Genomic DNA, 4,302 nt, shown 5'->3' with positions numbered 1-4,302 from the left:
GCTCCAGCTGGGCCAGGACCGCATGGGTGTGGGTGAGCAGGATCTCCCCGGCCGGGGTGAGCCGGACGCCCTTGCCGCCCCGGATGAGCAGGGCGTGTCCGGTCTCCTGCTCCAGGGTGCTGAGCTGCTGGGAAACGGCGGACGGGGTCAGATAGAGCGCGGCGGCCGCGGCGGTCACCGTACGGTGGTCCGCCACGGCTCGCAGGATGCGCAGCCGTCGGGGGTCGATCACCCCGCCATCCTGCCAGCCCTCACTCCGCGGCCAGCACCTCCCTGGCCTCGGCGAACGCGGCCACGGCGTGCCGGACGTCCTCCGGGGAGTGGGCGGCGGACAGCTGGACGCGGATCCGGGCCTGCCCCAGGGGGACCACGGGGTAGGAGAAGCCGATGACGTAGACCCCCCGGTCGAGGAGGAGTTCCGCCATCCGGGCCGCCTCGGCGGCATCGCCGATCATGACGGGAACGATGGGGTGGTCACCGGGGAGGATGGTGAATCCGGCCTCGGTCATCCCCCGGCGGAAGAGCGCGGTGTTCCCGGCAAGACGTCGGCGCAGTTCGCCGGCGTTCTCCAGGAGGTCCAGGACCGTGAGGGAGGCGGCGGCGATCACGGGGGCGAGGGAGTTGGAGAAGAGATAGGGGCGGGAGCGCTGGCGGAGCAGGGCGACGATCTCGGCGCGGGCGGCGACATAGCCGCCGGAGGCGCCGCCGAGGGCCTTCCCGAGGGTGCCGGTGAGGATGTCGACGCGGTCCGTCACGCCCGCCAGCTCCGGAGTGCCGCGGCCGCCGGCGCCGATGAAACCGACGGCGTGGGAGTCGTCCACCATCACCAGGGCGTCGTAGCGGTCGGCGAGATCGCAGATCTCGGCGAGGGGGGCCACATGGCCGTCCATGGAGAAGACGCCGTCGGTGACGATCAGCCTGCGGCGGGCGTCCCGGGTCTCCTTGAGCCGCTGCTCCAGCTCGCCGAGGTCGCGGTTGGCGTAGCGGTGCCGGGCGGCCTTGGAGAGCCGGATGCCGTCGATGATGGACGCGTGGTTGAGGGCGTCGGAGATCACCGCGTCCTCGGGGCCGAGGAGGGTCTCGAAGACGCCGCCGTTGGCGTCGAAGCAGGAGGAGTAGAGGATCGTGTCCTCCTGGCCGAGGAAGGCGGAGAGCCGGGCCTCCAACTCCTTGTGGACGTCCTGGGTGCCGCAGATGAACCGCACCGAGGCCATGCCGTAGCCCCAGCGGTCGAGGGCGTCCTTGGCCGCGGCCACCACATCGGGGTGGTCGGCGAGGCCGAGGTAGTTGTTGGCGCAGAAGTTGAGGACCGGTGTGGGCTCGCCGGGGCCTCCGGCGACGGAGACGCTGGCGCCCTGCGGGGTGCCGATCACCCGCTCGGGCTTGTGAAGTCCGGCGTCGCGGATCTCGTCGAGGGTGGCGCGGAGGTCGTCGCGGACGGACGCGTACATGGGGGCTGCTCCCTGGGATTCGCCGGCGGCTGCCGGGCGGGGCTTCGCGGGTGAACGGTCGTGGGGGCCGCGGCGGCGGGCGGTGTCCCGGCCGGGCGGGCCCGGGTGGCGGCGGGTCAGCCCGTCCAGTCGAGAATGATTTTTCCGCTGCGGGCGGTGGCGGCCTCGTCGAAGGCGGCCCGGTGGTCCCGGTAGCCGTAGGTTCCCGTGATGACGGGACTGAGGTCCAGCCCGGCCTCCAGCAGGACCGTCATGGCGTACCAGGTCTCGAACATCTCCCGGCCGTAGATCCCCTTGATGGTGATCATGGAGGTGACGATCTTCGACCAGTCGACGGCGAATTCCTCGGCGGGCAGACCGAGCAGGGCGATCCGGCCGCCGTGGGTCATGTTGTCGACCATCTCGCGGAGCGCCTCGGGGCGGCCGGACATCTCCAGGCCGATGTCGAAGCCCTCCTTGAGCCCGAGTCTGCGCTGGGCCTCGGCGACCGGGTGGCGGCCGACGTTCAGCGTGAGGTCGGCTCCGGCCTTGCGGGCGATCTCCAGCCGGGCGTCGCTGATGTCGGTGATCGCGACGTGCCGGGCACCGGCGTGCCGGGCGACGGCCGCGGCCATGATGCCGATCGGTCCGGCTCCGGTGATCAGTACGTCCTCGCCGACCAGGGGGAAGGAGAGCGCGGTGTGCACGGCGTTGCCGAAGGGGTCGAAGATGGCCGCGATATCGAGGTCGACGGGGGCGCGGTGCACCCATACGTTCCCCGCGGGGAGGACGACGTACTCGGCGAACGCCCCGTCCCGTCCGACACCGAGCCCGACGGTACTGCGGCAGAGGTGGCGCCGTCCGGCGAGACAGTTGCGGCACCGGCCGCAGACCAGATGCCCCTCGCCGCTGACCAGGTCGCCGACGGCGATGTCCGCGACCCCGGGGCCGAGCGCGGCGACCTCTCCGACGAACTCGTGGCCCAGGATGCGGGGGGTGCTGACGGCGCCTCGGGCCCAGCTGTCCCAGGAGCGGATGTGCAGGTCCGTGCCGCAGATGCCGGTACGGAGCACCTTGATCAGCACGTCTCCGGGGCCGGGCTCCGGTTCGGGCACGTCCACGAGCCAGAGTCCGGGCTCGGCGTGCTGTTTGACGAGGGCCTTCATCGGGCGGCTCCTGGCGGGATGCGGAGGGCGGGCACGGCACGGGTCAGTGACAGGCTGCGACAGCCGGGACGGAAGCCGCAAACGGTGACAGAGCCGGTCAGAGGGCTGGAAGGCCGGGACCAATCTGCCCAGTAAGGGCCCCGGGCGTCCATCGAGGATTTCTTAAGCAGCCCCTCAGTTGCGCTACACGGAGGGTGCACGGCCGGTCGCCGGCCGCGCCGGAGACCGCCCCGGGCAGCCGTGGAAGGCACCCGGAAGGCCCGGAACCGGCCGTGGAGGAACCACCTCGGTCGCATATCGGGCCCGGTGGTGCGAGCCTGGGAGGATGAGCTGGGCATCGTGGACCACGACCGGGGTCTATTCCGGGCGCGGAGGTGTACTCACCGACGAAGTCGGCGTTCTGACCGGGGATCTCACTGTGCACACCACCTGGGCCGGTGGTGAGGCGCGCGTCGCGGTGCAGTACAGCGGCGCGTCCGACTGGTTCACCCTGTCGGGCAGCCCCACGCCCTGTCTGACCGAGGACGACAGCCGTGTGCTGCACCAGTGGGTGGTGCAGGCGGTACAGGAGGGCGGTGGGGCCACCGTGGCATCGGCGGTCAGCGCGTCCCACGACACGGCCGCTCCCTGACCGGGGTCTTCCGCCCCGGCGTCCCCCGAGGGGTTCTCCCGAGGGGTCACGCCGGGGCCCGACGCGTGCCCGGGCGGAGCCGGGCGAGCAGCCGACCGCCGCGGCGGCGGGATGTCCGCGGCGGGCGCGCCGGGACGGGCGGCCGGCCCGGAGGTGCAGGCGGTGCCGGGGGCGCGGGTGGTGCCGGGGCGGCAGCGGATACGGGGGCATCCGGCGGGGCGGCGGCCACGGCGCGGACTCGTACCGGTACGGGTGGCGGGACGGCCGCCCCGGAATACCGGCCGTCCGGCCGGGATCCGGCACCGGTGGCGGGGCAGTCGGCCCCGGTCCGGCGCAGCTCCCGGCGGAGCAGAGTCTCGTACCAGACGATCTCGTCGGGGTCGGCCGCCCACGACAGCCGTTCGACCACGGCCCGCGCCGCGGGCGAACCGGGCCGGGGACGGCCGAGGCCAGGCCGCAGCGCGTCGAGCCGGGCCCGTGCCCCGGGATCGGGAACCAGGTCCCGGACAACCGGGGGGTCGAGCAGGGCGGCGGCCGCCGCGGCCCGCTCCCAGGGGTCGTCGGTGATCCGCAGGGCGAGGCCGAGCCGCCTGCCGCGCCACTGCCGCGGGCGCCGGTCGGTTCCCGCTTCGATCAGGGCGCGCAGCTCGGGGTCCGCCCGGCCGGTGAGCAGTCCGGGGCGGGCCCGGGCGAACTCCTCGACGTCGTCCGCGAGATAGTGCCAGACGACGGCCCGGTAGCGGTTCAGGGAGAACCGGACGGGAACGATATACCCGGCCCTGGCCAGGCGGGTGAACCGCCGGGGGCTGACGGAGATCAGCTCGGCACCCGCCCGGGTGCCGACCGTACTCACCCGGCGGCGGAGGGCCGCCAGCCGGTCCTCGCTGTTCCGCAGCCGCTCGATGTCCGCCCGGTCGGCCCTCGGCGGCTCTCCGGCGGGGCCGCGGACCGTGCGCAGCAGTCCGAGCTGGACGGCGAGGTCGAACTCCCCCGGCCGGAGGCCCAGGGCACGGGCCGCCGGATCCGGGCCCGGACCGCGCTCCGCGGGTCCGCGACGCGGCCGGCCGTCCCCGGG

Annotated in this window: 5 protein-coding genes; 1 reads left to right on the top strand and 4 read right to left on the bottom strand. The window is 73.8% G+C overall.

Features of this window, described 5'->3' with window-relative positions; genetic code table 11:
* The 3 genes from ACWDR0_RS34600 to tdh form a co-directional block, all read right to left on the bottom strand.
* Positions 1-232, bottom strand: a 232-nt coding sequence (locus ACWDR0_RS34600; protein ID WP_456355807.1) for a LysR family transcriptional regulator, incomplete at its 3' end; no start/stop codon positions are given.
* Between the two features lie 19 nt (positions 233-251).
* Positions 252-1,451: a glycine C-acetyltransferase gene (locus ACWDR0_RS34595; RefSeq protein WP_456355806.1), complete on the bottom strand. Its 1,200-nt coding sequence runs from the start codon at positions 1,449-1,451 to the stop codon at positions 252-254.
* A 116-nt stretch (positions 1,452-1,567) separates the two neighbouring features.
* A complete protein-coding gene (gene tdh, locus ACWDR0_RS34590) occupies positions 1,568-2,596 on the bottom strand; it encodes an L-threonine 3-dehydrogenase (protein WP_456355805.1) in 1,029 nt (342 codons plus the stop codon).
* Positions 2,597-2,921: 325 nt separating this feature from the next.
* On the opposite strand from tdh, the gene ACWDR0_RS34585 reads away from it, so the two are divergent.
* On the top strand, positions 2,922-3,227 hold the full coding sequence (locus ACWDR0_RS34585; protein WP_456355804.1) for a hypothetical protein: 306 nt from the start codon (positions 2,922-2,924) through the stop codon (positions 3,225-3,227).
* Between the two features lie 46 nt (positions 3,228-3,273).
* Here ACWDR0_RS34585 and ACWDR0_RS34580 read toward each other — a convergent pair.
* Positions 3,274-4,302, bottom strand: a 1,029-nt coding sequence (locus tag ACWDR0_RS34580; protein WP_456355803.1) for a DUF6397 family protein, incomplete at its 5' end; no start/stop codon positions are given.

It is taken from the genome of Streptomyces sp. NPDC003691, assembly GCF_053981115.1.
Note: the sequence above shows the minus strand (reverse complement) of the source record. Positions and strands in the feature narration are given on the sequence as shown.

What these genes read in the sequence shown, in the direction of transcription:
- ACWDR0_RS34595 (WP_456355806.1), bottom strand. Translation starts at nt 1,451, where the DNA reads ATGTACGCGTCCGTCCGCGACGACCTCCGCGCCACCCTCGACGAGATC.
- tdh (WP_456355805.1), bottom strand. Translation starts at nt 2,596, where the DNA reads ATGAAGGCCCTCGTCAAACAGCACGCCGAGCCCGGACTCTGGCTCGTG.
- ACWDR0_RS34585 (WP_456355804.1), top strand. Translation starts at nt 2,922, where the DNA reads ATGAGCTGGGCATCGTGGACCACGACCGGGGTCTATTCCGGGCGCGGA.